Raw genomic sequence first — 26486 nt, 5'->3', positions numbered from 1 at the left:
ATATATGGAATTTGATCACATATTAATTCGTTTTGGGGAAATATCTACTAAAGGGAGAAATCGAAGAAAGTTTGTTGATCGATTAAAAAGAAATATTAGAGAAGTTTTAATGGATTTTCCAAACTTAACATATGAAGCAACAAGAGATCGACTCTATCTGCATTTAAATGGAGAAAAACACGAGGAAATAGTTGAAAAGCTTAAACTTATATTCGGAATTCAATCATTTAGTTTAGCAATTAAATGTAAAAGTGAGATATCACATATTAAGGAAATGGCATTAAAAGCGATCGAAAGTCTATACCAGCCTAATGATACTTTTAAAGTAACGGCTAAGCGGGCAGATAAGCAATTTCCTCTTGATACTAATGAGTTAAATTATCAAGTAGGAAGTCATATTTTAGTTAATACAAATGACTTAACCGTTGATGTTAAAAATCCAATGATTAATGTTCGCGTTGAAGTACGATCTGAAGCAACCTATATAACATGTTTTGACTATAAAGGAGCAGGGGGGTTACCAGTTGGATCTGGTGGAAAAGCGGTCCTTTTGCTATCAGGAGGTATAGATAGTCCAGTTGCTGGTTTTCTTTCATTAAAAAGAGGGGTTGAGCTTGAGGTTATTCACTTCTTCAGTCCCCCATACACGAGTGACCGTGCTAAACAAAAAGTAATTGATTTAACAAGAGAGCTAACTTCCTTTGGGGGGAAAATTACTTTACATATTGTGCCGTTTACAAAGATTCAAGAAAAAATTCAAGAGCAGGTACCAGAAAATTATACAATGACGTCAACAAGAAGAATGATGCTAAAAATAGCTGACAAGCTTCGCGAAAAACAACAGGGCTTGGCGTTAATTACTGGAGAAAGTCTTGGACAAGTGGCTAGTCAAACATTGGAAAGCATGGTTGCGATCAACGATGTAACAAATACACCTATTTTAAGACCATTGATTACAATGGATAAGACAGAAATCATTTCAATTGCAAAAGAAATTGGAACACATGATATCTCTATCCGTCCATATGAGGATTGTTGTACAATTTTCACTCCAGCAAATCCTAAAACAAGACCTAAGGTAGAAAAAGTATCTAGATTTGAAAGCTTCGTTGATTTTGATGAACTTGTAGATGAAGCCGTTTCTAACATAGAAGTATTAACTATTGCAAAAGAGAAAGAAGCTGATTTTGAATCTTTATTTTAAAATTTAGACTATAGTTTTAGTGTTGTAAACTTCACTTATTTGTGAAGAATTACCAACTGAAATAATGAATGAAGCCATGTGTATTTACACATTCTATACTCACAAGGAGGTGATACACATGGCACAAAACAGTGGATCTAATAGCTCAAACCAACTAGTTGTACCTGGTGCTGCACAAGCTATCGATCAAATGAAGTATGAAATCGCTTCTGAATTTGGTGTTAACTTAGGACCAGAAACAACTTCACGCGCTAACGGTTCAGTTGGTGGTGAAATCACTAAACGTTTAGTTTCTTTTGCTCAACAACAAATGAGCGGTTCTTACCAACAATAATTAAATAAATAATGGCTACGAAGGGTGGGGGAAACCCCACTCTTTTCAATGTGAAAAAAGGGGTGTTCCATTTGACTAGAGATGATCGAGAAGAAATAGCAGAAGAATATGATGGTGAAAGAGAACAACGACAAAAACTTCAAAAAAGCCGAAAACAGCAAAGAAAAAGAAGAAATGAACCCAAAAATGCTAAACAAGCAAATGAGCAAAGCTAAGATAAATTTCTAACAGGCCTTATTGGGGTCTGTTTTTCATTTTTTTCTAGTTTTTCATGTCGGATTTCCGCATTTATTCTGTCATAATGAAGTTTCATTAACATTTAAAAACTTTGGACGATTAGGTATAATATGAAGTATAAATGAAGGAGGGGAAAATATGGTAAGAGAAGAACTTCTTGCACCACCAATTTATAATCTAGTTGAAGAAATAGAGAAATATGCTGGAGACTCCACAAAAGTTGCATTAAAATGGGAAAACGAACAAGGTGAGAAAGAGGAAATTACCTACCTTTCATTAATAAATCGAGTAAATCAGATTGGAAACGCTTTAATAGAGCAGGGGTTAAAGCCTGGACAAACAGTTTTAGTAGTGATTCCTAGAGTGATAGATGCCTATGCTGTATATCTGGGAGCGTTAAAGGCTGGGTTAGTTGTTATTCCTAGCTCCGAAATGCTGAAAACAAAAGATTTACAATACCGAATTACACATGGAGATGTAAAGGCCGTTATAAGCTATGGGCTTTATACAGATGAATTTAAAGAGATAAAGGAATATCATACCCTAAAAAAATTTGTTGTAGAGGGAAATAAACAAGATTGGACTTCGTTAGAAGAATTGATATGTTCGCAAAGTACCTCAATGGAACCAGTCCAAACAAAGTCAGATAGTATGGCATTTATATCTTACACTTCTGGTACAACAGGTAACCCTAAAGGGGTTGTCCATACACATGGGTGGGCTTTTGCTCATTTAAGAACAGCCGCAAAAAACTGGCTAAGCATTGATGAAAATGACGTTGTTTGGGCAACTGCAGGTCCTGGTTGGCAAAAGTGGGTTTGGAGTCCGTTTTTATCTGTATTAGGTTCCGGGGCAACGGGATTGATCTACCACGGGAAGTTTGATCCAGAAAAATACTTAAAGCTTTTAGACGATTACAGTGTAAATGTTTTATGCTGTACACCAACTGAATATCGTTTAATGGCAAAGGTTGAAAAACTAGATCAATATTCACTTACAAACTTACATAGTGCTGTATCTGCTGGAGAGCCTTTAAATAGAGAGGTTATTGAAACATTCCAAAAATATTTTAATGTTAAAGTACGCGATGGTTATGGACAAACAGAGAACACTTTACTTGTTGGTGTCCTAAAAGGAATGGAAATTAAGCCTGGTTCAATGGGGAAACCAACACCAGGTAATGATGTGAAGATTATTAATGATGAAAGTGAAGTTTGTGCTGTAGGGGAAGTCGGAGACATTGCGGTTCACCGAGACACACCAGCTTTATTTAAAGAATATTATAAGGATTTTGAACGAACAGCTATGCAGTTCAGAGGTGATTATTATGTAACTGGTGACCGTGCCCGAATGGATAAAGATGGATATTTCTGGTTCGAAGGTAGAAGTGATGATATTATTATTAGTTCAGGATATACCATTGGACCTTTCGAGGTAGAAGACGCTCTCGTGAAACATCCATATGTGAAAGAATGTGCTGTTGTTGCAAGTCCTGACGAGGTAAGAGGAAATGTTGTAAAAGCATTTGTTGTGTTAAGAAATCCTTCATTAGCCAATGAACCAGAGATTATATCGACCCTTCAGCAGCACGTGAAAGATTTAACAGCTCCTTATAAGTATCCTAGAGAAATCGAATTTATTGAAGATTTACCAAAAACAACTTCAGGAAAAATTCGACGCGTAGTATTAAGAGAACGTGAATTAAAGCTTAAACAGGCATAGTATAAAAAAACATGGCTTATTGCTAAGTCTCAATGGTGAAAGCTTTACACTTTTCTATACTATCGTCCAAAAATAACCAGGATGGAATTACTTCCTGGTTATTTTTTATGGAAGTTGAAATGTGGTACCATTCAGTAAATGACTCTTTTTGGTGGAGGAATAATATGGGAACGTTATGGTTTGGTGGAAACATCTACACGTTAGAACAGGAAAAAGGTAAAGTTGATGCTGTTTTTACAAAAAATGGACGAATCGTAGACGTAGGTAGCTATGAAACACTTACTACTCAGTACTCTGATGAAATTATAGAGAAACAGAACCTACAAGGTCATACAATGATTCCAGGGCTGGTTGATAGCCATCTTCATTTAATTGCTCATGGAGAAAAGCTGCTAAGATTGGATTTTTCAAAAACAACTAACTCCAGTGAGATTATTCAAAGTATAAAAAAAAGAGCAACTGAAGTAAAAAAGGGAAGTTGGATTATTGGAGAGGGTTGGAACGAAAATCAATTGGAAGATCAAAGAATACTTCATCGCTCAGACTTAGATGAGGTATCGCCAGATCATCCTGTTATGTTAAGACGTATATGTCGGCATGCTATTATAGCCAATTCAAAAGCATTGGAACTTGCAAATATTTCGAAAGAATCAGAGGATCCAGCAGGTGGGGTTATTGTCAGAGATCAGGAGCGTAACCCAACTGGATATTTGTTAGATCAAGCACAGGAGCTTGTGCTTAATATCGCTCCGTCCCCGACAGTAGAAGAACTAGAGTTTGCTCTTCAAACATCTATTAAAGATTGCTATCAAAAAGGGCTGGTAGGAGCTCATACCGAAGATCTCTCTTATTATGGAAGTTTGGAAAATACATTAGAAGCTTTTCAAAGAGTATTAAACAATGGCTTAAAATTTCGAAGTCATTTACTTGTTCATCATCTTATCGTTGATGAATTTCAACAGAAAAAGAGAGAGATTGGAGAGTTTGGTGAATTTGGTGCTATGAAAATCTTTGCTGATGGTGCACTTGGTGGAAGAACAGCGCTACTTAGTTTTCCATATAAAGATGAACCAGAAACATCAGGGGTTGCTATTCACACAAAGAAAGAGTTAGAGGGATTGGTCCAAAAGGCGAGACAATATAAGATGGAAGTTGCAGTTCATGTAATTGGTGACCTAGCATTTCAATGGACAATTGATATTATTAAAAACAATCCACCTTTGAAGGGACAACATGATCGTCTTATTCATGCTCAAATTCTAAGAAAAGATTTAATTGAAAAAGCTAAGAATTTGCCCATTATTTTAGATATTCAGCCTCGTTTTGTAACTAGTGATTTCCCATGGGTTATTGACCGAATTGGGGAAGAGCATTTAGAATCCTGCTATGCTTGGAAAACACTTTTAAATGAAGGAATTCACTGTGCGGGAGGATCAGATGCACCAATTGAGCCGGTTGATCCCTTATTAGGAATTCATGCTGCTGTCACAAGAACAAGCGATTATGAGGAAACAGGAAAAAGTTATCTGCCAGAAGAAAAATTATCTATGTACGAAGCTGTTGAGCTTTTTACAAAAGGCAGTGCATACGCTATTCATCATGAACGCGATAGAGGCATGATTAGAAAAGGATATACGGCAGATTTTACAATTTTGGATCAAGATATTTTTACAATTGAACCTGATAAACTCTTAAGTACCAATGTCATGATGACCGTAGTAGATAATGAAGTTGTTTATAAGAAGAATGCGTTGCAAATAACATAAACCGAGGAAGGTATTCTTCCCCGGTTAATTAACTGTATTATAAAAAGGTTCTCTGCACTTTTTCCCAAAAAGAATTATCTTTAAGTTTAACCGTTTTAATTGGTTGTTCACTTAAACCGAACTCTAATTCCTGGACATGGCGAATACTTAATGCTTCATTATCCATACCAATAACAGGATAGTCGTTACCATCTTGTACAACCTTAAGCTTTAATTTTCTTTTATCGCTAAGAATAAAGGAAGAGCCTAGAGTACGGTAAAGGTTATTGTTTAATGAAGCTAATTCACTCACTTGTATACATGGTAGCATAGGATCAACGACTGCTCCGTTTACAGACTTGGTATATCCAGTGCTTCCCGTTGGTGTAGAAATCAACATGCCATCTCCTCGGAATGTTTCAAAATGGAGATTATCAATAAAAACATCAATAACAAATGTTTTAATGATGCCTGAACGAATGGAACATTCGTTTAAGCATTTAAACGTTGTTGAATTATCAATTTTCACTTCTAAAACAGGATATCGTCTTACTTCAATTTGTGATTCATTTATTGCTTCTATCATTTTCTCGATATCATCTAAATGAAAATCACAGTATAGACTTAATGTATCATCAACGCCGATGCCAACATACAAACAATCTGATCTGAAATTTGTTTTTCGTGCAGCTTGAAGGAAAGCACCATCTCCTCCGATACTGACAATGATGTTTGCCTTTTTATAATCATTTACAACTATAAAATCACTATTTTTAGCAGCTTCAATTAACGTGTTAATTTTTTCAAGTGTATGTTCCTCTTTTTTGTAGAAAAAGTAAATATTACGACGATCTGTCACAATGATTCCTCCTTAGATATGTAAATCTCCACATTTTTCCTTGAAAATGGTACAATACTTTATGTTGTTTAGTTTACCACTTTTACATAAGAAAAATGTTTCAACATGCTAGATAAATCATAATATAAGCAAAAAAATAGAGGAGGTAAGAACAATGAATGGTAAGCGCTGGGGAGCTTTAGCAATTGCAGCTGTTTTATTTGTATTCTCCATTATTATCAGCTCAACAATGATGTTCTTAAATCAAAGTGAGATGTTCACAGAAGCATTCTCTACTGGTTCAGAGTTTTCCGAGGAAGTCATTGATGAGGGTTCAGAATTTAGTAAAATTCTTGTGTTAAATGTAAATGGAGTGATCCAAGACACAGGCGAAGATGTTACCTCGTTCTTTAGTACAGCGGGATATCAACATCAAACGTTTTTAGATATGATAGAGGCTGCGGGTGAGGATAACACGATAAAAGGAGTCATTTTAAGGGTAAATTCTCCTGGTGGCGGAGTTGTGGAAAGTGCAGAAATACATAAAAAACTTCTTGAGTTAAAAGAAGCTAGCAAAAAACCATTATATGTATCGATGGGAACACAAGCAGCATCAGGAGGATATTATATTTCTACAGCAGGAGATAAAATCTTTGCTGCACCCGATACGTTAACTGGTTCTTTAGGTGTAATTATGCAGTCTATAAACTATGGAGGATTGGCTGAAAAGTATGGTGTGAAGTTTGAAACGATTAAGAGCGGACCATACAAAGATATTTTTTCACCAACCCGTGAAATGACAGAGGATGAAAGAAACATTCTACAATCAATGGTCGATAATGCTTATTCGGGATTTGTAGATGTTATCACAGAAGGACGACCATTGTCAGAAGATCAGGTACGAAAGGTTGCAGATGGTCGAGTTTATGATGGAAGACAAGCGAAGGAAATTAACTTAATTGATGAATTAGGTTATTTTGACGATACAGTTGAAGCAATGAAAAAGGATTTAAAAATAGAGGATGCGCAAGTGATTCAATACGGTACAGCTTTAGGTTTTGAAAGCTTTCTAACAATGACTGCTGGCAAAGTATTTAAGGAAGACATTGAACTGTCAAATCTTTATCAGCTTCTATCAAATACAAACTCACCAAGGCTAATGTATTTATATTCTGAATAAGGAGGGCTGTATGTGGGCGCTACATATGAGGGGTTAGATCATCCTGAAAAGGATCAACCTGTAGAAAAAGAAACAGTTGTAGACTATACAAATCTACTAGCAGGCTTCTGGATTCGTTTTTGGGCATATTTAATAGACCTGATTGTTATTGGTAGTATTAATCGTATCCTTGTTTACCCCCTGTTACAATTAATAGGCATAGATACAAATGATTCATATATCTTTTCAGTTGTTTCAATTATTACTGCCATTACATTTTTTGCATATTTTGTGATCATGACAAAACTGTTGAAGCAAACCTTAGGAAAAATGGTTTTTGGATTAAAAGTAGTTTCTACTAAGGGAGAAGAAAATTTAAATTGGGGTACAATCTTATTCAGAGAGTTAATTGGAAGGTATATTTCAAAAATGATTTGGGTTGGTTATGTGATTGCAGCATTTACTCCAAAAAAACAAGCTTTACATGATATTTTTGCTGACACCCTAGTTATTCATGAAAAAGTATTTTCAAAATCAATCAAAGAAGAGTCTGTTGTTTAATCAACAGGCTTTTTATTTTGGCTTGAGGTGAAAAGAGTCTTCGAATTCCCAGCAATTTTGTTCTTTATCGCCCTTATGAAGACCATTTCTCTTCGTAATCCTAACAGTTTTAGTCTTCATCTCTCTTATAGTTGTTTAACACCAAGCTTATTTTTTAACCTGTTATATAAAATAGCAGGTTTATTTTAATTTTTAAGAGGTGATAATGCAAAATGAAAGGGTGTGACATAATGGTTTGGATCATAGTCATTATATTGATATTATTATTCCTTTTTTCTCTTATTTTGCTGACAAGACTAACAGTTATCATTGATTTACTTCACGTCGGAGATGATGATCATATAAAAATAAAGTTTCGGGCATGGCTTGGCATAATTCGTTATACGATATCCATTCCCTTAATAAAGGTTGATGATGAAGCTAATGTAATTGTTAAGCAAGAGCAGAAGCTTGGTGATGAGAATTCAAACAAAAAGGTGAAAAAGGGAAAAGAAAAGATTACACCTGAAGAGGAAGTAAAAGCGATACATGATGTAAAAGAAATTCTGCAGCATGTAGTGGGATTACATAAAATAGTACGACGGTTTTTAAAGAAAGTAAAAGTGAAAGAATTTGAGTGGCATTCACAAATCGGAATTGGAGATGCTGCCCATACAGGAATGCTGACAGGATTAGTATGGTCGATAAAAGGTGGAGTGGTTGGAATCGTTAGTCAATATATGCAGTTGCATACAACACCTATTATTTCAATTACACCTGAATTTAATGTTTATTGTTCAAGAACAAAATTACAATGTATGATTCAATTTCGAATCGGGCAAGCTATGTTGGCAGGTATTCAGCTTATCAAATATTGGAAAGGTGGTCGCCCTAAACTTAAGACCAAACCATTTTCATTTTTTGCAAATTAGCATGAACTAAGATGGCTATGACCCCTTCTCGATGAGATGAGCATGACCGGTTATAATTTCTAAAGGAGGCTACATAATGAGTGATCATCCAATTCAAGGGTTAATGAAGACTGCAATGGAAAATTTAAAACAAATGATTGATGTAAATACCATTGTAGGAGATCCTGTTGAAACACCCGATGGAAGTGTAATTTTAACTGTTTCAAAGGTTGGCTTTGGTTTTGCAGCTGGAGGTAGTGAATTTAATTCAGCTAGCAAAGAAGAAGGTGATGGTCAAGGTCAAAAAACACCAAAACTTCCATTTGGCGGCGGAAGTGGTGGTGGAGTTTCAATCACTCCTATCGCATTCTTAATCGTTTCTTCAAATGGAGTGAAAATGCTTCATTTAGACGAGAGCACCCACTTATACGAGAAAATTTTGGAGGCTGCACCTCAAGCGGTTGAAAAAATTCAAGGTATATTTAAAAAGGATAAGAGTAATGACCAAAAGAATGATCCTTTAGAAGATATTAATAGCAATCAATCAAGTCAAAATCAAAAACAAGATCTAGACATTTAACTGCCTACTATTAGGCAGTTATTTTTTCGGAAGGTAAAGTTAACTGAACTTTACAAACATAATTATTGATAATTTTGGAAAGCTAGGCTATATTTACTCTGTACATAATTAAAAGGAGGAGTTCGGTATGGCATCTATTACGTTCAAAAATAACCCAGTTACATTACTAGGAAATGAAGTTAATGCTGGTGATCAAGCACCAGATTTTACTGTACTAGCAAATGATTTATCACCAGTTTCACTAGCTGATTCAAAAGGGAAAGTACGTATTATTTCAGTAGTTCCTTCTATTGATACAGGAGTTTGTGATGCACAAACCCGCCGTTTTAACGAAGATGCATCAAAGCTTGAAAATGTTGAAGTGTTAACAGTTAGCATGGATTTACCATTTGCACAAAAAAGATGGTGTGCATCGAATGGTCTTGAAAATGTAAAAACATTATCTGATCACCGTGATGCTTCTTTTGGTGAAGCTTATGGTGTATTAATTAAGGAATTACGTTTATTAGCAAGATCAGTATTTGTTGTAGATTCAAATGATAAAGTAACATATGTGGAATATGTTAGTGAAGCAACGAATCATCCAAATTATGAAGCGGCAATTGAAGCAGCTAAAGCGGCACAATAAGTTTAATCATGTGGGACTGACAATATGTCGGTCCTTTTTCTATTTACTGATTCTAGTACGATTACTTTGACTAAACGAAAAACAATGTCTAGAATGGAAAGAGGAAAGTGCTAGGAGGAGTAAATGTATGAAAACAATATCAAAGATTGAAAATTTGTTTGCAGTAATAAATGAAACAGCAGATTTACTCGCTCAGGAGTGTAATATTACATACATAGAGGCGTTAGCTGAAACAGGAGAAAACTTATTCCAACAATCTATCTTACAAGAGGATTTAAGTGAGATAACTTCTAAAAGCTTAAAAAGAAAATATGAATCTGTAACGTTAGGTTCGTATGATAGAGAAGAGTTGCGAAAAGCTTTTCAATTAGCAATCTTAAAAGGATTAAAAGATGGTGCACACCCTAATCATCAAATGACACCAGATACAATTGGCTTGTTCTTGGGATATCTTGTTAGTAAATTTGTGGGAAAACAAAACAAACTATCAATTCTAGATCCGGCAGTAGGAACGGGGAATTTACTTACAACAATCCTAAATTATTTAACGATCGAAGAAGTGGATAGTCACGGGGTTGAAGTTGATGATTTGCTTATAAGATTAGCTTATATAAGCGCAAATCTTCAGGAGCATCCTGTTCAATTTTTTAATCAAGATAGCTTAGAGCGATTGTTTATAGATCCAGTTGGTTGATCTTGTTGTTTGCGATCTTCCAGTGGGGTATTATCCTAATGATCTGGAAGCAGCAAAATATGAATTAAAAGCTGATGAAGGTCATTCTTATTCACATCACCTTTTTATGGAACAGAGTATCAAGCATATTAAGGAAGATGGATATTTATTTTTTGTTGTTCCTAATTCTTTATTTGAAACAAAAGAAGCACCAAAGCTAAATGAGTATCTACGGAAAGCCGCAATTATACAAGGATTTATTAAATTACCATTATCACTCTTTAAAGATGAAAGACACGGAAAAAGTATTTTAATTCTTCAGAAAAAAGGAGAAAAAGCTACCCAGCCAAAACAAGCAATACTAGCTGAGCTTCCGAAATTTTCAAATAAAGAGGCAATGAACTCCATTATGAAGCAAATTGATAAATGGTTTAGTGAAAACAAGTAATGAAAAATAAGAAAGAGGCTCAAAAAGAGTCTCTTTTTTGTTTTATGATTCAGTACAATTTGATAAGAGATTTTTTATAAAAACAAGTGTAAATTCATTATCTACTGCACCTAATCCATAAGTTGAATTATTTGAATTATACGAATTTTAGGTGTAACCGATTGCAATTTTATCAAGTTCTTGAAATGTCGAAATGTCAGTGTTTAAATGGAAAAGGCAGATAATAATCGGTAGCATTTTGTAGAGAATAAGAAAGTAAAGATTATGATGAATCTCTGTGAAATGATTTTTTCAATATAGACTAACGATTAAATGAAAGATGTCTTGCTGATCGTTTTACATATGAAGAGTTTTTGTTAACGGCAGCTTGTATAAACAAAAAAGGAGAGTTACTAAATGGCAAAAATTATTGCAATCAATGCAGGTAGTTCATCTCTAAAATTTCAACTTTTTGATATGCCAAGTGAGAAAGTATTAACAAAAGGATTAGTTGAAAGAATTGGGATTAACGATTCGGTTTTCAGCATTACTGTAAATGATGAAAAACAAACAGAAGTATCAGATATTCCAGACCATGCTGTAGCTGTTAAAATTTTATTATCTAAGCTTACAGGTTTAGGGATTATTCAATCTTTAGATGAAATAGATGGAATTGGACATCGTGTTGTACATGGTGGAGAAGTATTTAATGACTCTGTTTTAATTACAGATGAAACACTTGCTAAGATTGAAGAGCTTTCTGATTTGGCACCACTTCACAATCCAGCCAATGTTGTAGGAATCAAGGCTTTCAAAGAAGTTCTTCCAAATGTTGAGGCTGTTGCAGTATTTGACACAGCATTTCACCAAACCATGCCAGAACAATCTTTCTTATATAGCCTGCCTTATGAATATTACGAAAAATATGGAATTCGTAAATATGGTTTCCATGGAACTTCCCATAAATATGTATCAGAGCGTGCAGCAGAAATCTTAGGAAGACCTGTAGAGCATTTACGCTTAATTTCATGTCACTTAGGTAATGGAGCAAGTATTGCTGCAATTGAAGGCGGTCGCTCTATTGATACATCTATGGGCTTCACACCACTAGCAGGTGTAGCAATGGGTACACGTTCAGGGAATATTGATCCGGCTTTAATACCATTTATTATGGAGAAAACAGAAAAGACAGCTGATGAAGTGCTGGATATCTTAAATAAGAAAAGCGGTATTTTAGGGATTTCTGGTCTTTCAAGTGATTTACGTGATATCGAATCAGCTGCTAAAGAAGGCAACGAGAGAGCAGAAACAGCATTAGAAGTGTTTGCTAGTCGTATTCATAAATATATTGGTTCTTATGCTGCAAGAATGTCAGGTGTTGATGCAATTATTTTCACAGCCGGTATTGGTGAAAATAGTACAGAAATTCGTGCACGTGTATTAAAAGGTCTTGAATTTATGGGGATTTATTGGGATCCTGCACTTAATAAGGTTCGTGGAGAAGAGGCATACCTTAGCTATCCACATTCACCAGTAAAAGTATTAGTAATTCCTACAAATGAAGAAGTAATGATAGCAAGAGATGTAGTAAGAATGGCAAAATAATCATGTTTCTTAAAGGCAACCATAAATGGTTGTCAGGCTGTCGAGAAACCTCGGCAGCCTATTATTTTGTCTGATTACTTTTACTTTTCACCGCGTTAATTTGGTATAATATATATAACAAATTGGGGATGGTGATATTTATGTTCAATACAAGAGAAAACACACAAAATGAAGTTGAATTTATAGTAATAGATGACCTTGTTCCTGAAAATCATCTGCTTCGAAAAATAGATAAATATATAGATTTTTCATTCATTCTTGAAAAGGTAAAACCTTATTATTGTGAGGATAATGGACGCCCTTCAATTGATCCTTTAGTTCTTTTTAAAATGATGTTTGTTGGCTATTTATATGGAATTCGCTCTGAGAGACAATTAGAAGAAGAAATTAAAATGAATATTGCTTATAGATGGTTTTTAGGATTGAAATTATCTGATCGAGTTCCTCATCATTCTACAATAAGTTGGAATCGTAGAACTCGTTATAAAGAAACAAATATATTCCAAGAAATCTTTGATGAGATTGTCTTTCAGGCAATGGAACATCGTATGGTAGGAGGAAGAGTTCTCTTTACAGATTCTACTCATTTAAAAGCTAATGCGAATAAACACAAATTCACTAGAGAAACGGTTGAGGTTGAGACTAGAGATTATATTGAAGACTTAAATAAAGCTATTGAACAAGATCGTAAAGAACATGGAAAAAAGCTCTGAAAGAAAGAGAGGAGGTGAAGGAAACTAAGGAAATACGTGTAAGTTCAACAGATCCTGAAAGTGGATTTATGTCTAGAGATAACAAACAGGAAATGTTCTGTTACCTAGATCATCGAACGACAGACTTTAAATTCAATATTATAACTGATGCGTATGTTACACCAGGTAATGTCCATGATTCTGTTCCTTATTTATCAAGACTTGACCGTCAAATCGAGCGATTTGGTTTTAAAGTAGAAGCTTCAGCTTTGGATTCAGGATATCTAACTAGTGCTGTTTGTAAGGGATTATCGGATAGAAACATATTTGGAGTAATTGCTCATAGAAGATTTAAACCAACCAAAGGTTTGTTTCCTAAATGGAAATTTACATATGATAGAGAGAATGATCTATATATTTGTCCAAATAAGGATGAGTTAACTTATCGAACAACTACAAGAGAGGGATATCGAGAATATAAATCTGATCCCAAGAAATGTGCAACATGTCCTCTACTCTCACAGTGTACAAGGTCGAAAAACAACCAAAAAGTAGTAACTCGACATGTTTGGGAAGATCATAAAGATCAAGTTAGATTAAATCGCCTTTCCCCATCTGGGAAAGAACTATATAAATTTAGAAAAGAAAAGGTAGAGCGAAGCTTTGCAGATTCAAAAGAATTGCATGGGCTTCGCTACTGCCGGTTACGGGGATTAAGGAATGCAAGTGAGCAGGTGCTTCTCACCGCTGCTTGCCAGAATATGAAAAAGATTGCCACACACCTAGCTAAGTTAAGCTAGGTGTGTGAGAAGCTTTTTCTTTTGGTTGGCTTAAGAAAATTATTACTATTTATAAAAACATTTTTAGAAAATAAAAAAGCCTGTAGAGAAAAACACCCACTTTCTCTACAAGCTGGCAACCATAAATGGTTGTCTTTTTCTATGAAGATTAAAAATGGTATGCTGGGTTAAAGTGTTTATTTAACCAGCATACCGGGGTATTGTTTAGAATTATTTTTACAGGAATTATATAAAATCATTAATACTTAACACCTACAAACTTCAATTCTTTTTTATCATTTCCACTGTCTATGATCAATTGTTTTACCTTTGAGACTGCATCAATCATTCCATTGGCTTTGATAATAATTTCATCTGAATCAATCGTAAACACGAAATGTTTCATCTTCAACACTCCTTCTTTATTTTGATTGTGTTAATCATATGTTAGAGTACAACATCATTCTATAAGATTGTTATATTTCGTTACATGCTTTTCTTGTCGAAAGAAAATAGATGTAACAAAAACTTCAAATTTGATGTCTTTTCACAATTTTCAAATGCAACGATCTATACAAAATCAGTTCCTTTGTTATTATTCTGATTCTGGGCTTTTATGTTATGATAAAAATAACAAGTTCACCAAATAATACCTACTTTGCTTAGAGTAAGGAGATCATGAGGATGAATGAATTGAGTCGTGAGAAAGCTATATTAGAGGAAATTAAAACATGGGAAATTGACCTTCAAAATGATGGTCGTACAGATTTTCAAAGAACGTTTGACAGGTGGCTTACTCGGAAACTTGATGACATACCTGAGCGAATGCAGAAGGTGTTTTATGAAAAAGTGGATACGAGTCTTTTTAACCTGCACTCTGTTATTCAAAATTCATTTATACAGAAAGATGCGAAAAGTCAAATACTGTTGTCTGCAAGAGCATTGAACAATCGTATTCAGCAGATCAGTGATTTACATTTCCTTTCGATCGATCAGCTTCATTACTTAGCTGATTTACAGAGTTCTAAACACCGGCTTTATTCCTTTTTTCAAGGAGGTATCACTGGTACAGGAGGAATGCTTCTCACAAGTGCTGATATTCCATTGCAGGCAGTTATGAATCTAAGAGCCATTCAAATGATTTCTATGTGTTATGGTTATGAGATAAATAATCCATATGAAATGATGACTTCGTTAAAAGTGTATCATGCCGCTTTAATGCCAAAACATTTACAATACGAACAATGGATTAAATTAAAGAAAGAACTCCAATCGGATAATGGGATGAATTATTTTTATGAAGGTAACGAGGATATGGCTGACCAAAATAGCATAAAGTATATTCTTGCTCAAATTGCGAAGCTTTCTGTCTTATCTTTATTTAAGAGAAAATTGGTCGCAGGGATTCCACTTGTTAGTATGATGATTGGTGCTGCTGGAAATTATCAATTTACACGGCAGATAACGGAATTTGCAAATAATTATTATCAATATAGACTTATTTCTGAAAAAACTAGTCAGTAGCAGGAGGGTATCATGAGTACTGAAGAACATAAGTTACACGCTCCTGATCATATAAGGTGCAAGGTTGTAACAATTAGTGACACAAGAGATAAAGGAACTGACAAAAGTGGTCAGTTAATAAAGAAATTATTAGAGGAGAATGGCCACATCATAGTTGATTATGAAATCGTCCGTGATGAAAAAACATTGATTCGCAGTTCTGTTTTAAAAGGGTGTGAAACAAGAGAGATTGATGTTGTCTTAACAAATGGGGGTACTGGGATAGCGAAAAGAGATGTGACGATTGAAGCAGTTGAATCGTTAATTGAAAAAGAAATACCAGGCTTCGGTGAGATCTTTCGTATGCTTAGCTACCGGGATGATATTGGCTCTGCCGCCATTTTAAGTAGAGCTGTAGCTGGAGTAGCAATGAATACTGCGATCTTTTCTATGCCAGGTTCATCTGGTGCTGTTAAGCTGGCAATGGAGAAGTTGATCCTTCCTGAACTAGGTCATGTAGTTAGAGAGGTTAAGAAGGACTTAATATGAAATAGTTAAAGAAGGCTAGAATTAGCCTTCTTTTGTTTTAGCTATGCGTTTTAACTGGTGACACATGTTGGGTTGCTCTAAACCATATCCACAAATCATTTATGATAGAAGCAAGCTCCGCAATTTCCCCGTTTAATTCACAAGATGTATCAAAATCTTCCTCATGGTTAAGTAGCTCCTGCTTCCTATTTATTTCTTTTTCTACCTCTATAATTTTGTCAGGAATATGACCACGGATTTTTTCCCACTCTGTTAATATGAGGTTTTGAGTTTGCATACTATATGTTGTCCATGGTTTATCCAGGGTTGGAATCATTATTTTAAGTCTAGGATCATAGGTAAAGTGTTCGCTCAATTTTTCTCCTTCTTCCATTCATGATCTTTCCTTATTTTACAATAGTGGAATCAAATCATCTATAAGTACGTAACATTTTTAAATGAACCGTATATATTAACTTGAGCAATACAGAAAAATTTATTTTTATACAAAGAATTAAGAAAATATACATTTTTCTATTGACGAAACAGGGAAACAGTTGGTAAAGTGTTATCTATACAATAAATGTATTTTTATAAACATATATTAATTTTTATACAACTGAGGAGGAACAATTAGATGAAAAAGGTTGTTTTAGCATATTCCGGAGGATTAGATACCTCTGTTGCAGTTAAATGGTTACAAGAACAAGGTTACGCTGTTGTTGCGGTTTGCCTTGATGTAGGTGAAGGAAAAGATACAGCATTTGTACAACAAAAAGCTCTTCAAGTAGGTGCTGTTGAATCATATATGATTGACGCTAAAGAAGAATTCGCAAAAGATTTTGCGCTAGTTGCTTTACAAGCACATACACTTTATGAAGGAAAATATCCGTTAGTTTCTGCTTTATCTCGTCCATTAATTGCTAAGAAGTTAGTTGAAATTGCAGAAAAGGAAAACGCGGTTGCAATTGCACACGGCTGTACTGGAAAAGGAAATGACCAAGTACGTTTTGAAGTTTCAATTAAAGCATTAAATCCTGATCTTGAAGTTCTTGCTCCAGTAAGGGAGTGGGGATGGTCTCGTGAAGAGGAGATCGAATATGCGTCTAAACATGGTATTCCGATTCCTATTAATTTAGATAGCCCATATTCAATTGACCAAAATCTTTGGGGAAGAAGTAACGAGTGCGGTATTTTAGAAGACCCATGGGCTGCTCCTCCTGAAGGTGCATATGATTTAACAACACCAATTGAAAAAACACCAGATCAACCGGAAATGATCGAAATTCAATTTGAGCAAGGTGTACCAGTGAAGATTAATGATAAAGCTTATCCATTACATGAATTAATTCTTGAATTAAATCAAATTGCTGGTAAGCATGGTGTAGGTCGTATCGATCATGTAGAAAATCGTCTTGTTGGTATTAAATCTCGTGAAGTTTACGAATGTCCTGGTGCAATGACACTAATTAAGGCTCATAAAGAGTTAGAAGATTTAACATTAGTGAAAGAGGTTGCTCATTTCAAACCAGTGATTGAACAAAAGCTTGCAGAACTTATTTATAACGGCTTATGGTTCTCACCATTAAAATCTGCTTTACACGCTTTCTTAAAAGAAACACAAACATATGTAACAGGTACTGTAAGAGTGAAATTATTCAAGGGTCATGCGATTGTTGAAGGAAGAAAATCTGAGTACTCTCTATATGATGAGAAACTTGCAACATATACGAAAGATGATGCATTTGATCACAATGCAGCAATTGGCTTTATCGAATTATTTGGACTTCCAACAAAAGTAAACAGCATGGTGAAAAACAACAAGAAGGTGGAAGTATGAAAAAACTTTGGGGTGGTCGCTTCCAAAAAACCCCTGAACAATGGGTGGATGAGTTCGGCGCATCCATCCATTTTGATCAGGAATTAGTTGAGGAAGACATCACAGGTAGTCTCGCACATGTTGAAATGCTTGGTAAGTGCGGAATTATTACTCAAGACGAAGCAAACCAAATCACAAAAGGTTTAACTTCACTGTTAGAAAAAGCGAAAAAGAATGAACTAACTTTTTCTGTAAACTATGAAGATATTCATCTAAATATCGAAAAACTATTAATTGATGAGATTGGTCCTGTTGGAGGGAAATTACATACAGGAAGAAGCCGTAACGATCAAGTAGCCACTGACATGCATCTTTATTTGCGTAAACATGTTGCAATGGTTGTTGAATTAATTGAGGGCTTGCAACAATCGCTAATTGGCAAAGCTGAGGAACATGTTGAAACAATTTTACCTGGGTACACTCATCTTCAACGTGCACAACCAATCTCATTTGCCCATCATTTAATGGCCTATTTTTGGATGCTTGACCGTGATAAACAGAGATTTACTGAATCACTAAAAAGAATAAATATTTCGCCGCTTGGCAGTGCTGCACTTGCTGGAACTACCTTTCCGATTGACCGTGCATATACTGCTGAAAAGCTGAATTTCGATGGCATCTATGAAAATAGCTTGGATGGGGTAAGCGACCGCGACTTTATTATTGAATTTCTTAGCAACAGTTCATTGCTAATGATGCATTTATCACGCTTCTGTGAAGAAATTATTTTCTGGTGTTCGCAAGAATTTCAATTTATTGAACTTGATGACACTTACGCAACAGGAAGCAGTATTATGCCACAAAAGAAAAATCCTGATATGGCTGAGCTAATTAGAGGGAAAACAGGTCGAGTGTATGGAAACTTAATGTCACTTTTAACTATTTTAAAAGGACTTCCACTTGCTTATAACAAAGACCTTCAAGAAGATAAAGAAGGAATGTTTGATACCGTAAAAACGATTGAAGGAAGTCTTCAAATCTTTATCGGTATGATTGATACATTGAAAGTAAACAAAGAGAAGATGGAAAAAGCAACATCAGAAGATTTCTCTAATGCTACTGAACTTGCAGATTATTTATCAACAAAAGGTATGCCATTTAGAGACGCACATGAAGTTGTTGGGACTTTGGTTTATCAATGCATTCAATCAGGAATTTATTTAAAGGATCTGCCTTTTGAAGAATATAAAAAAGCCTCCTCTTTATTTGAAGAAGACTTATATGAAATGATCAATCCTTACGAAGCAGTAAGAAAACGTATGAGCGCTGGTGGGACTGGCTTTGAAATGGTCAAACAAGCACTGGAAAAGGCAAAGAAAACGTTAAGCTAAAACAATTTCCTAAAAAATAAAAAACAGTAATTAACAGTATAAGCTCCTTATTTTCAGATAAACTAATCGCGAGCATTTGAAAATAAGGAGCTGAAAACTGTGAAAGAAAGAAGAGTTACGAGACAAACGTATTACTACGACCACCTTGGCGAACAAGAAACAATGCAACAATTAACTGATTCTTATTCAAGTGGGGTTGTCGAACAGCAATATGATCCAAACTTTTTACAAGAACATTTTCGAGCAATAAGAAAAGATTAAAAGTATGTCATGCTGGCTTAAGATGAGTCAGCTTTTTTAATCCTCAAAAACCCTACTAATTTTCCTCAAATCCTTTTCAAAACAAGATAATTGTAAAATCTCTCATTTATCAGCACAATAGAAGTAGTAATGGATAGATCTATCAGTTATTGTGATAATATCGAAGTAATCCATTCCAATTATAAAAAATAAACAGTTTTACAAAGGAATATTCCTTTAGATAAAGCGTATTAATGATTGATATCCTTTTAAGGACAAGTTAAATGGGGAGGAAGATATCGTGAGACATGCCCTTATTACTGCAGGATCTAAAGGGTTAGGAAAAAAGGTCACTGAAGAGTTTTTACAACGCGGGTATTCAGTAACAATTAATTATCGAAAAGACATAGAAGCAGTAGAAAACCTCAAAAATACCTATTCACATCTATCAGATCGTATTCTTTTTGTTCAAGGTGATGTTACGAAAAAAGAAGATCTCACAAACATGATTGATTTAACGATTGAACGGTTCGGTAGAATAGATTGTTTGATAAATAATGCTGGTCCATACATATTTGAAAGAAAGAAGCTTGCTGATTATACAGACGAAGAATGGTATCAAATGATAGAAGGAAATTTAAGTTCAGTCTTTCATTTGTTCAAAAAGATTATTCCGATCATGAGGCAGCAAAGATATGGAAGAATTATTACATATGGTTTTCAAGGAGCCGAATCCTCTCCGGGTTGGCTTCATCGCTCTGCTTTCAGTGCTGCAAAGGTAGGTCTTGTATCACTAACGAAATCAATAAGCATTGAAGAAGCAGAACATGGGATCACCGCTAATATGATCTGCCCAGGAAACATTGTCGGAGAAATGAAAGAAGCAACGATTGAGCAGTCTAGAATAATGAGTGATGTTGAATCGAAAACACCAATTGGCCGTTCCGGTACAGGAGAAGATATTGCAAGAACTGTTGCTTTTATATGTGATGAAAATTCGGACATGATCACAGGCTCCATTATTGAAGTTACTGGTGGAGCAAACGTAATACACCGGTTTCATGTCTGAAAACAAGAAAATATCTGTTCTTATAAAAAATTCACTAACCTGTCTTATTGCGTCATCATATGATGAAATATGGTCATACTGATAAGAACGCAAATTAAAGGGTGAATACTTATGAAAATCGGCATTCCAGCTGAATTGAAAAATAATGAAAACCGTGTAGCGATGACGCCAGCCGGAGCAAATCAGTTAATAAAATCTGGACATGAAGTTTGTATTGAAACGAATGCAGGGTTAGGATCCGGCTTTACAGATGAGCAATACAAAGATGCTGGTGCAACGATTGTGAAAACAGCTGCTGAGGCTTGGTCAATGGACATGGTAATGAAAGTGAAAGAGCCGTTAAAAGAGGAATTTTCCTATTTTCGTGATGATCTGATTTTATTTACTTATTTACATCTTGCGGCTGAACCAGAGCTTACAAAAGCTTTGATTAATCAAAAGGTAACATCGATTGCATACGAAACTGTACAGCTTTCAAATGGGTCACTTCCTCTATTAACACCAATGAGTGAAGTTGCCGGCAGAATGGCCTCGCAAATCGGTGCTCAACTATTAGAAAAGCCAAAAGGTGGTAAAGGAATTTTGCTAGCTGGAGTCCCCGGTACACAAAGAGGACGTGTGACAATTATAGGCGGTGGTGTAGCTGGTACAAATGCCGCCAAAATTGCATGTGGATTAGGGGCAGAGGTTACGATACTTGATACAAACTCGGACCGGCTAAGGCAGCTTGATGATTTATTTGGAAAAGACGTATCAACAATCATGTCTAGCCCCCTCACAATATCAGAATCAGTTCAACGAGCAGACCTAGTTATTGGGGCTGTGTTAATTCCTGGGGCAAAAGCACCAAATCTTGTTTTTGCTGAGGATGTAAAGGCAATGGGTAAGGGCTCTGTGATTGTTGATATTGCCATTGATCAAGGCGGCATTTTTGAGACAATTGACAGGTTAACGACCCATGACAATCCAACATATGAAAAACATGGTGTTCTACATTATGCTGTAGCTAATATGCCAGGGGCAGTTCCAAGAACATCCACATTGGCATTAACAAATGTCACTGTACCCTATGCAAATATAATTGCAACCAAAGGTTACCAAAAAGCTTGTTTAGAAGATTCTGCGCTGTTGAAAGGATTGAATACGTTGAAGGGATTTGTAACGTATAAAGCAGTTGCCGAGGCACATGGACTATTTTTTAAGGATGCTACTTCATTAATGGATTCACGAGTATAACACCACATGAAAAACTTAGTGAAAGCTAGGTTTTTCATGTAAACGTTTAGCTAGAAATAAAAATGGGTAAAGTTTTAGTGGACTATCTTATTCATTTAACCATTTAACATATAAGGAGTTGAATAAAATGGAAGTTTCATATCACGGCCATGCAGTTGTACAAGTAGCAGCACACAATAAAAAAATCATTATAGATCCATTTATTACTGGCAATGAATTAACAGATTTGACAGCTGATTCAGTTGAAGCAGATGTTATTATTCTTACACACGGTCATAATGATCATGTTGGGGACACAATAGAAATTGCCAAGAAAAATAATGCTTTAGTTATCGCCCCATACGAGCTGGCGGTTTACATAGGGAAAAATGGAATTGATATTCACCCAATGAATATTGGGGGAGCATATGATTTTGATTTTGGCAGAGTAAAACTAACACAGGCTTTTCACGGGTCAAGCTATCAAGAGCCGGATGGTACCATTATTTATACTGGTATGCCATCAGGTATTTTATTAACATCTGAAGGCAAAACAATCTATCATGCAGGTGATACTGCACTCTTTACTGATATGAAAATGATTGGAGAACGAAATTCAATAGACCTTGCATTTTTACCAATCGGAGATAATCTAACAATGGGTCCTGAAGACGCAAAGGATGCAGCTCTTTGGCTAAACGCAAAGAAAGTCGTTCCTATCCATTATGATACTTTTCCAGCAATTAAGCAGGATCCAGAAAAATTCGCTCAATCCTTACCAGAAGGCATTGGCCTGCCATTAAAAGTGGGAGAAAAATACGAGCTTTAATAGGATAGTTCATATAATGTGGAAAAAAGATTTACAGAATGTTTAGAGTTGAAAACCACAAGCCAAGTTTATACGTGTTGCTTTTAAACCTGTTTTTATAAACTTAGTGGAATGAAGAGGAAGAAAATGACTCCTGCGGGAGGTAGAGGAAAGGCTGAGACCCCGCAGGCAAAGCCGAGGAGGCTCAGCTTCCTCCCCGCGGAAAGCGATTGTCTGGAGCGTAATGAAACGGACAATTTATTGGGGTTACTGTGTTAGAAATAAAATAGTAAAAATAGCGCAAAATGATAGTATGCTATCAGAAGAAGCAAAGAATCTCATTCATTGCTTCTTTTTTTATGTGTACATGCATAAAATGAAACAAAGCTTTTATAGAAAGGATGAATCAAGATGAAAAACCTAATGTACGCATTAATAGCATTAATGATGCTCTATTTTGGACTTCAACATATCTCACTTTCGGGCAATCAAACGCAAACTGTATTTGCTATGAGCTGGTTGTGCTTAGCGATTTTTGTTATTGGTGGAAACTTTGCTCATTATTTGTACCGACCAAAGCAACAGGTTCAAGCAAAGCAGTTAAAATCATATAAGCAAATTCAGAAAAAGAGACAAAGACAAACACTGCGTTGATATAAGCCTTCTTCACCCTTATAATAAAAGTGGATTAGTTTGTTTTTTAAACCGTATTTGTGCGGTCTTATTAGATAAATGCACTAATATAAAAAGGGTGATGCGGCTTGGCTACAAAGCACGAGCAAATTTTGCAGTATATAACTTCACTGCCAGTTGGTGAAAAAATTTCTGTCAGACAAATTGCGAAGGATATAAATGTTAGCGAAGGAACAGCATATCGTGCAATTAAAGAAGCAGAGAACAAAGGATATGTTAGTACGATAGAACGTGTTGGAACGATTAGAATTGAAACAAAGAAGAAAGAGAACTTTGAGAAATTAACATATGCTGAGGTTGTTAATATTGTTGAAGGGCAAGTTTTAGGTGGACGGGCAGGTTTACATAAAACATTAAATAAATTTGTCATTGGTGCGATGAAACTTGATGCCATGATGCGATATACAGGTGCAGGGAACTTACTTATAGTCGGGAATCGTACAACTGCCCATCAATATGCGCTTGAAGCTGGTGCAGCAGTATTGATAACAGGTGGTTTTGATACAGAAGATAGCGTGAAAAAATTAGCTGATGAGCTGGAGCTGCCAATTATTTCAACAAGCTATGATACTTTTACGGTTGGTGCCATGATCAATCGAGCAATTTATGATCAGTTAATTAAGAAAGAAATCGTACAGGTGGAGGATATTCTTACACCGATTGATAAAACAATCTGTTTATCAACGTCTGATACGGTGGCAACTTGGTATCAACATAACTATGAAACCGGGCATGGTCGGTTTCCAGTGATAGATCAGAACTTAAAAGTGCAAGGAATTGTTACCTCTAAAGATATTATGGGGAACGACCATTCAACCATAATCGAAAAAATAATGACTAAAAGTCCGATTACAGTAATTGGTAAAACTTCTGTCGCATCAGCAGCACAAATGATGGTTTGGGAAGGGATCGAAATTTTGCCGGTAGTAGACCAGCAGAATAGATTGCAAGGGATTATTAGTCGTCAAGATGTTCTCAAAGCTCTTCAAATGATCCAACGTCAACCACAAATTGGTGAAAAACTTGATGACATCGTGACAAATCAATTTATAACTATTGATGATGAATCAAAACGCAGTAGTATTTTTCGATGTGAAGTAACTCCGCAAATGACAAATCACCTTGGCACCATTTCTTATGGGGTTTTTACGACACTTGTTACAGAGTCCGTTAATCGTTATCTAAGAGCACAGAAAAAAGGTGACATTGTTGTTGAAAATATCACAATATACTTTATTAAACCTGTTCAAATGGAATCAGTGCTTGAAATTCACCCGAAAATATTAGAGGTTGGTCGTAAGTTTGGAAAAATTGATATAGAAGCATATAGCGACGGTATAGTCGTAGGAAAAGCGATGATGATGGTTCAATTGATTGAGAGATAAAACAAGGAAAAAATAGGGTTAGCTGTTTTTATAAAACAGTTAACCCTATTTTTTTCGAGAGATTCGTTACTGTTGCTCTTTTATTTCTTTTAGAACATATGGAAGATAATGCTTGTAAGCTCGGTATCCTGCCCAAGCACTGCCAAAACCGATTAACAGAAAAATAATTCCCACAACAAATGATAAGGTTGAGCGAAACATAAATAATTGATTAAGCCCAAAAAATGCAACAAACAGACCTAATGCAATGCTAGCTTTCGCAGATATCCAACTTTTCTCCGCTTGCTTATTTGATCGGTATGCTTTGACCCTATAGTACAAATAGAAAGCTAGTGAAAAAATAATAAGTACAACTAAAACTGGCATATAAAAACCTCCACTACTGAGATGAGTATTTTTTCTACTCTTGCATCTAGTAAGGTAAAAAAGAAGAAATATCTTCTTAAACAACCTATAATAAAAGATAGCATGTTTAGTTTAACATGTCTTTAACTAAATACGATGAAATGAAAATCCTGAAGATTCATTCTTTTTTAAAATTTGTATTTATGATTTAATAAACTATATAGAGAGAAAAGGAGACCAAAATGAAACAACAAATACTTGATGAAATTAGCCAAAATGACACAATTATCATTCATCGCCATGTTCGTCCAGATCCGGATGCCTATGGCTCTCAATGCGGTTTGGCTGAAATGATAAAAGCTACATACCCAAATAAGAAAATCTATGTTGTAGGAGAATCTGAGCAATCGCTTGAGTTTCTATATAAAATGGATCATATTTCAGACGAGATATACCAAGAAGCACTTGTTATTGTATGTGATACAGCAAACCAAGCCCGCATCAGTGATCAACGTTATAAAACAGGTAAAAAATTGATTAAAATCGATCACCATCCAAATGAGGATCAATACGGAGATCTTTTGTGGGTGGAAACTGAAGCAAGTGCTACAAGTGAAATGATTTATGAACTGTACTTAGAAGGTAAAGATCACGGCTTTAAATTATCTGAAAAAGCGGCAGAACTTCTTTATACTGGGATTGTGGGTGATACAGGAAGGTTTCTATTCCCGAGTACAACGGAGAAAACTTTTCAGTATGCTAGTGCATTAATCTCAAAAGGAATTAACCCTACACCAATTTACGACGAACTTTACAAAACAAAGAGAAACGTCGCTAAACTTAGTGGATATGTTCTTCAAAACTTTACGTTAACATCGTCAGGTTCTGCATCAATGAGTATAACAAAAGATATATTAAAGAAATTTGATGTGACCCCTTCAGAAGCTTCTCAGCTTGTTGGAATTTTAGGTAATATTGAAGGTGTGAAAGCATGGGTGTTCTTTGTGGAAGAAGAAAATCAGATTCGTGTTAGACTTAGAGCAAAAAAACTTGTGATAAATAAATTAGCTAAAAAATATAATGGTGGCGGACATCCACTCGCATCTGGAGCTTCTGTATATAGCTGGGAAGAAGCGAAACAGGTTTTACATGATCTAGAAGTGCTATGTCAGGATGAATGATCTTAAGAAATAAGAAAGGGTTCGGTAATAACTGCCGAACCCTTTTCTAACCCTAGTCGGTAGTCATAAGATGACATAGTTCCTTACCTTAAAATTTACGATCCAGAAGGATGATAGTGTAGAGGTTAGTTTGCTTACAATACAGTTATGGATTACTTTTAGTGGTTTGAAAAGAACATGTGATGAGGATCTTTAGAAAACGCCGCTTTGATAATGGAGTTTTACATTGATGAAG

The 26486-nt window shown here is 35.3% G+C and carries 27 protein-coding genes and 1 pseudogene; 24 read left to right on the top strand and 4 right to left on the bottom strand.

Annotated features, from left to right (window positions below; all coding sequences use genetic code 11):
* Positions 1–4 precede the first annotated feature (4 nt).
* The 5 genes from thiI to LPC09_RS19000 all read left to right on the top strand — a co-directional run bounded on the left by thiI (position 5) and on the right by LPC09_RS19000 (position 5263).
* Complete coding sequence (gene thiI, locus LPC09_RS19020; protein WP_098794999.1) at positions 5–1204, top strand: tRNA uracil 4-sulfurtransferase ThiI; 1200 nt, start codon at positions 5–7, stop codon at positions 1202–1204.
* Between the two features lie 118 nt (positions 1205–1322).
* Positions 1323–1538 (top strand): alpha/beta-type small acid-soluble spore protein, encoded by a 216-nt coding sequence (locus LPC09_RS19015; RefSeq protein ID WP_098795000.1) that lies wholly within the window; start codon positions 1323–1325, stop codon positions 1536–1538.
* Between the two features lie 71 nt (positions 1539–1609).
* Positions 1610–1753 (top strand): hypothetical protein, encoded by a 144-nt coding sequence (locus tag LPC09_RS19010; RefSeq protein WP_162987437.1) that lies wholly within the window; start codon positions 1610–1612, stop codon positions 1751–1753.
* Positions 1754–1913: 160 nt separating this feature from the next.
* Positions 1914–3497 (top strand): acyl-CoA synthetase MbcS, encoded by a 1584-nt coding sequence (gene mbcS, locus LPC09_RS19005; RefSeq protein ID WP_231308020.1) that lies wholly within the window; start codon positions 1914–1916, stop codon positions 3495–3497.
* 164 nt (positions 3498–3661) lie between these two features.
* Positions 3662–5263, top strand: coding sequence for an amidohydrolase (locus LPC09_RS19000; protein WP_231308019.1), 1602 nt, complete (start codon positions 3662–3664; stop codon positions 5261–5263).
* 37 nt (positions 5264–5300) lie between these two features.
* On the opposite strand, the gene LPC09_RS18995 is transcribed toward LPC09_RS19000, so the two are convergent.
* Positions 5301–6101 (bottom strand): NAD kinase, encoded by an 801-nt coding sequence (locus LPC09_RS18995; protein WP_231308018.1) that lies wholly within the window; start codon positions 6099–6101, stop codon positions 5301–5303.
* A gap of 154 nt (positions 6102–6255) precedes the next feature.
* Here LPC09_RS18995 and sppA point away from each other — a divergent pair, with 154 nt between their 5' ends.
* The 8 genes and pseudogenes from sppA to LPC09_RS18955 all read left to right on the top strand — a co-directional run bounded on the left by sppA (position 6256) and on the right by LPC09_RS18955 (position 14095).
* Positions 6256–7260: a signal peptide peptidase SppA gene (gene sppA, locus LPC09_RS18990; RefSeq protein WP_231308017.1), complete on the top strand. Its 1005-nt coding sequence runs from the start codon at positions 6256–6258 to the stop codon at positions 7258–7260.
* A gap of 12 nt (positions 7261–7272) precedes the next feature.
* On the top strand, positions 7273–7800 hold the full coding sequence (locus LPC09_RS18985) for an RDD family protein (protein WP_231308016.1): 528 nt from the start codon (positions 7273–7275) through the stop codon (positions 7798–7800).
* 230 nt (positions 7801–8030) lie between these two features.
* On the top strand, positions 8031–8711 hold the full coding sequence (locus LPC09_RS18980; protein WP_098795006.1) for a DUF2953 domain-containing protein: 681 nt from the start codon (positions 8031–8033) through the stop codon (positions 8709–8711).
* A 76-nt stretch (positions 8712–8787) separates the two neighbouring features.
* Positions 8788–9270, top strand: a complete 483-nt coding sequence (gene ytfJ / locus LPC09_RS18975; protein ID WP_231308015.1) for a GerW family sporulation protein — start codon at positions 8788–8790, stop codon at positions 9268–9270.
* A gap of 127 nt (positions 9271–9397) precedes the next feature.
* On the top strand, positions 9398–9898 hold the full coding sequence (gene tpx, locus LPC09_RS18970) for a thiol peroxidase (protein ID WP_231308014.1): 501 nt from the start codon (positions 9398–9400) through the stop codon (positions 9896–9898).
* 127 nt (positions 9899–10025) lie between these two features.
* Positions 10026–11019, top strand: a pseudogene (locus LPC09_RS18965) (class I SAM-dependent methyltransferase).
* 396 nt (positions 11020–11415) lie between these two features.
* Positions 11416–12603, top strand: coding sequence for an acetate kinase (locus LPC09_RS18960; RefSeq protein ID WP_098795010.1), 1188 nt, complete (start codon positions 11416–11418; stop codon positions 12601–12603).
* Between the two features lie 140 nt (positions 12604–12743).
* Positions 12744–14095, top strand: a protein-coding gene (locus tag LPC09_RS18955) for an IS1182 family transposase (RefSeq protein WP_176551265.1) whose coding sequence is annotated in 2 segments (ribosomal slippage) — positions 12744–13311 and positions 13311–14095 — 1353 coding nt in all. Because the reading frame shifts where the segments join, the coding sequence is not laid out codon by codon here.
* A gap of 238 nt (positions 14096–14333) precedes the next feature.
* Here the strand turns inward: LPC09_RS18955 and LPC09_RS18950 are convergent.
* Positions 14334–14480, bottom strand: a complete 147-nt coding sequence (locus LPC09_RS18950; RefSeq protein WP_176550941.1) for a hypothetical protein — start codon at positions 14478–14480, stop codon at positions 14334–14336.
* Between the two features lie 278 nt (positions 14481–14758).
* Here LPC09_RS18950 and LPC09_RS18945 point away from each other — a divergent pair, with 278 nt between their 5' ends.
* On the top strand, positions 14759–15598 hold the full coding sequence (locus tag LPC09_RS18945) for an EcsC family protein (protein ID WP_176550942.1): 840 nt from the start codon (positions 14759–14761) through the stop codon (positions 15596–15598).
* A gap of 12 nt (positions 15599–15610) precedes the next feature.
* Positions 15611–16126 carry a MogA/MoaB family molybdenum cofactor biosynthesis protein gene (locus LPC09_RS18940; RefSeq protein WP_098795012.1) on the top strand — a complete coding sequence of 172 codons (516 nt, stop codon included), beginning with the start codon at positions 15611–15613 and terminating at the stop codon, positions 16124–16126.
* Positions 16127–16163: 37 nt separating this feature from the next.
* Here LPC09_RS18940 and LPC09_RS18935 read toward each other — a convergent pair whose 3' ends face one another.
* Positions 16164–16499, bottom strand: a complete 336-nt coding sequence (locus tag LPC09_RS18935) for a hypothetical protein (RefSeq protein ID WP_231308013.1) — start codon at positions 16497–16499, stop codon at positions 16164–16166.
* A gap of 243 nt (positions 16500–16742) precedes the next feature.
* Here LPC09_RS18935 and LPC09_RS18930 point away from each other — a divergent pair, with 243 nt between their 5' ends.
* The 8 genes from LPC09_RS18930 (at position 16743) to LPC09_RS18895 (ending at position 24725) form a co-directional block, all read left to right on the top strand.
* Positions 16743–17945, top strand: coding sequence for an argininosuccinate synthase (locus tag LPC09_RS18930; protein WP_098795013.1), 1203 nt, complete (start codon positions 16743–16745; stop codon positions 17943–17945).
* On the top strand, positions 17942–19315 hold the full coding sequence (argH, locus tag LPC09_RS18925; RefSeq protein WP_098795014.1) for an argininosuccinate lyase: 1374 nt from the start codon (positions 17942–17944) through the stop codon (positions 19313–19315). The genes LPC09_RS18930 and argH overlap by 4 nt, the downstream gene beginning before the upstream one ends.
* A 99-nt stretch (positions 19316–19414) precedes the next feature.
* Complete coding sequence (locus LPC09_RS18920; RefSeq protein WP_162987434.1) at positions 19415–19576, top strand: hypothetical protein; 162 nt, start codon at positions 19415–19417, stop codon at positions 19574–19576.
* Between the two features lie 280 nt (positions 19577–19856).
* Positions 19857–20624, top strand: a complete 768-nt coding sequence (locus LPC09_RS18915) for an SDR family oxidoreductase (protein WP_231308012.1) — start codon at positions 19857–19859, stop codon at positions 20622–20624.
* A gap of 111 nt (positions 20625–20735) precedes the next feature.
* Positions 20736–21860: an alanine dehydrogenase gene (gene ald / locus LPC09_RS18910; RefSeq protein WP_098795016.1), complete on the top strand. Its 1125-nt coding sequence runs from the start codon at positions 20736–20738 to the stop codon at positions 21858–21860.
* 127 nt (positions 21861–21987) lie between these two features.
* Positions 21988–22668, top strand: coding sequence for a metal-dependent hydrolase (locus LPC09_RS18905; RefSeq protein ID WP_098795017.1), 681 nt, complete (start codon positions 21988–21990; stop codon positions 22666–22668).
* A 390-nt stretch (positions 22669–23058) separates the two neighbouring features.
* Positions 23059–23301 carry a hypothetical protein gene (locus tag LPC09_RS18900; RefSeq protein ID WP_098795018.1) on the top strand — a complete coding sequence of 81 codons (243 nt, stop codon included), beginning with the start codon at positions 23059–23061 and terminating at the stop codon, positions 23299–23301.
* 107 nt (positions 23302–23408) lie between these two features.
* Positions 23409–24725 carry a CBS domain-containing protein gene (locus tag LPC09_RS18895; protein WP_098795019.1) on the top strand — a complete coding sequence of 439 codons (1317 nt, stop codon included), beginning with the start codon at positions 23409–23411 and terminating at the stop codon, positions 24723–24725.
* 66 nt (positions 24726–24791) lie between these two features.
* Here the strand turns inward: LPC09_RS18895 and LPC09_RS18890 are convergent, their stop codons facing one another.
* The gene (locus LPC09_RS18890; protein WP_098795020.1) at positions 24792–25091 is read right to left on the bottom strand and encodes a YtpI family protein; all 300 of its coding nucleotides are present in this window, start codon (positions 25089–25091) and stop codon (positions 24792–24794) included.
* A 221-nt stretch (positions 25092–25312) separates the two neighbouring features.
* Between LPC09_RS18890 and LPC09_RS18885 the strand changes: the two genes are divergently transcribed.
* Positions 25313–26251 (top strand): DHH family phosphoesterase, encoded by a 939-nt coding sequence (locus tag LPC09_RS18885; protein WP_098795021.1) that lies wholly within the window; start codon positions 25313–25315, stop codon positions 26249–26251.
* The last annotated feature ends 235 nt before the right edge of the window (positions 26252–26486 follow it).

Origin of the sequence: Metabacillus sp. B2-18 (assembly GCF_021117275.1) — a bacterium.
Taxonomy (GTDB): domain Bacteria; phylum Bacillota; class Bacilli; order Bacillales; family Bacillaceae; genus Metabacillus.
This window is presented reverse-complemented; position numbering and strand designations above follow the sequence as displayed.

Excerpts from the sequence above, each read along its gene's own strand:
- thiI (WP_098794999.1), top strand. The coding sequence starts at position 5 with ATGGAATTTGATCACATATTAATTCGTTTTGGGGAAATATCTACTAAA.
- LPC09_RS19015 (WP_098795000.1), top strand. The coding sequence starts at position 1,323 with ATGGCACAAAACAGTGGATCTAATAGCTCAAACCAACTAGTTGTACCT.
- mbcS (WP_231308020.1), top strand. The coding sequence starts at position 1,914 with ATGGTAAGAGAAGAACTTCTTGCACCACCAATTTATAATCTAGTTGAA.
- LPC09_RS19000 (WP_231308019.1), top strand. The coding sequence starts at position 3,662 with ATGGGAACGTTATGGTTTGGTGGAAACATCTACACGTTAGAACAGGAA.
- sppA (WP_231308017.1), top strand. The coding sequence starts at position 6,256 with ATGAATGGTAAGCGCTGGGGAGCTTTAGCAATTGCAGCTGTTTTATTT.
- LPC09_RS18980 (WP_098795006.1), top strand. The coding sequence starts at position 8,031 with ATGGTTTGGATCATAGTCATTATATTGATATTATTATTCCTTTTTTCT.
- ytfJ (WP_231308015.1), top strand. The coding sequence starts at position 8,788 with ATGAGTGATCATCCAATTCAAGGGTTAATGAAGACTGCAATGGAAAAT.
- tpx (WP_231308014.1), top strand. The coding sequence starts at position 9,398 with ATGGCATCTATTACGTTCAAAAATAACCCAGTTACATTACTAGGAAAT.
- LPC09_RS18960 (WP_098795010.1), top strand. The coding sequence starts at position 11,416 with ATGGCAAAAATTATTGCAATCAATGCAGGTAGTTCATCTCTAAAATTT.
- LPC09_RS18950 (WP_176550941.1), bottom strand. The coding sequence starts at position 14,480 with ATGAAACATTTCGTGTTTACGATTGATTCAGATGAAATTATTATCAAA.
- LPC09_RS18945 (WP_176550942.1), top strand. The coding sequence starts at position 14,759 with ATGAATGAATTGAGTCGTGAGAAAGCTATATTAGAGGAAATTAAAACA.
- LPC09_RS18940 (WP_098795012.1), top strand. The coding sequence starts at position 15,611 with ATGAGTACTGAAGAACATAAGTTACACGCTCCTGATCATATAAGGTGC.
- LPC09_RS18935 (WP_231308013.1), bottom strand. The coding sequence starts at position 16,499 with ATGGAAGAAGGAGAAAAATTGAGCGAACACTTTACCTATGATCCTAGA.
- LPC09_RS18930 (WP_098795013.1), top strand. The coding sequence starts at position 16,743 with ATGAAAAAGGTTGTTTTAGCATATTCCGGAGGATTAGATACCTCTGTT.
- argH (WP_098795014.1), top strand. The coding sequence starts at position 17,942 with ATGAAAAAACTTTGGGGTGGTCGCTTCCAAAAAACCCCTGAACAATGG.
- ald (WP_098795016.1), top strand. The coding sequence starts at position 20,736 with ATGAAAATCGGCATTCCAGCTGAATTGAAAAATAATGAAAACCGTGTA.
- LPC09_RS18905 (WP_098795017.1), top strand. The coding sequence starts at position 21,988 with ATGGAAGTTTCATATCACGGCCATGCAGTTGTACAAGTAGCAGCACAC.
- LPC09_RS18900 (WP_098795018.1), top strand. The coding sequence starts at position 23,059 with ATGAAAAACCTAATGTACGCATTAATAGCATTAATGATGCTCTATTTT.
- LPC09_RS18890 (WP_098795020.1), bottom strand. The coding sequence starts at position 25,091 with ATGCCAGTTTTAGTTGTACTTATTATTTTTTCACTAGCTTTCTATTTG.
- LPC09_RS18885 (WP_098795021.1), top strand. The coding sequence starts at position 25,313 with ATGAAACAACAAATACTTGATGAAATTAGCCAAAATGACACAATTATC.